At 30.9% G+C, this 1,408-nt stretch carries 1 protein-coding gene; it reads left to right on the top strand.

What is annotated here, in order from left to right:
• Positions 1-163 precede the first annotated feature (163 nt).
• Complete coding sequence (locus H5119_RS19875) at positions 164-1,192, top strand: hypothetical protein (protein WP_182703461.1); 1,029 nt, start codon at positions 164-166, stop codon at positions 1,190-1,192.
• The last annotated feature ends 216 nt before the right edge of the window (positions 1,193-1,408 follow it).

The following is a 1,408-nucleotide window of genomic DNA, read 5'->3' as shown; positions in this document are numbered from 1 at the left end:
ACTCCCACTTTATATTCTGCATAAAATACAGTAATCGATTGAACCAAAATAGGAACTCAGCTATGGTTAGTTTATCAATAAAAATAAATAAAAAAACGAGTTAATCTACAGGCTCGTTATACATTCCATCACTTCCAGTTATATATTAAATAGGAACTTATCAATGAGTAATATGGAAAAAGCTCAATTAATACATTCGCTAAAACAGAATTTCGATGTAAGCGATGTAATGTTTAAGGAGCTATTAAGTCAAATAGAAGACCCCAAATATAGGGATAATTTTGAAAGGATCACAAAAGGGTTGTCGGTTGAAGACAATTACAAAATGGTTTTTGGGTCTCTTCCTTGGGTTAAAAGTATTAATGGTTTAGATCAACAACAAGAAAAAAGACATAAAACAGATTTTCAAGTTCCAGACTATTCACTTTTAGTTGAAAACTCACAAAAATTAAATTTCCCCGTATTAGTGGATGTAAAATCCATTAAGGGAGAAAAAATCACATGTAAATTAATACCTAAGCAAATTAACACTTTAAAAAATTATGCACGCGATTATGGTAGCGGATTACTAATAGCAATATATTGGGAAAAAATTGGTTATTGGACGCATAACTGTTTAACTAGTTTTGGTGGGAAAAAGAAAAATAATATCTCTCTTGAAGATGCTATTAAAAATGATTTATCACATATATTAAGTGATTACACATTTCTAATTAATGGCGAATTCTACAGAAAAACATTTTTTTCAGATGATCCTGATACAGTTGGTGCCAATCATAAAGAATATGGTGTTATAGATAAGGTTTTAATTGGAAGAGATCTTAATAATCTAAAAGAATATTCAGTTATTGAGTCATCAATTATTGACGCAATATTCAATATGGATCCAGTTGAGTATGTCGAAAGTAAAGATGGAAGATACCAAATCGAGAGATTTGTTAAGTATCCTATGTTTATTAAAACGACTAATTGGCTTGTTAATTTCCTGAATACTTGGAGCCTAGATTACAGTGAAAGAGTGAATGGTATGCCTGTAACGGAATTAGCAAGAATTCACATAGTAGAATTAATGAAAGATTTAAAATTTAACGTGTCTTATCAAATTCCTGATAATAAGACTAAAGGAACAGATTTTTTCTTTGAAAAAGCATATAAAGACACAACAGTTATGGATGATTACAACTTTGTTTAAGAATGTATAACAAGGCAATTAAACGGAACTAAAACAGTGGGTTACGTTTCGCTTCGCTACACATTTTAACCCACTGCTTTAGTCCGCTTATTGCGGCGTTGAGGCTGTAGAATTACTCTTTTTAGGAACGTATTCTACTATTTTAAATTGATTGCTTTTTAACCTTGAACCCATCCGTTCGCTGTGATCTAATAGATATTATTCACCCACGGTAAA

It is taken from the genome of Pseudoalteromonas sp. SG45-5, from assembly GCF_014164085.1.
In the GTDB taxonomy this organism is placed as follows: domain Bacteria; phylum Pseudomonadota; class Gammaproteobacteria; order Enterobacterales; family Alteromonadaceae; genus Pseudoalteromonas; species Pseudoalteromonas aliena.
This window is presented reverse-complemented; position numbering and strand designations above follow the sequence as displayed.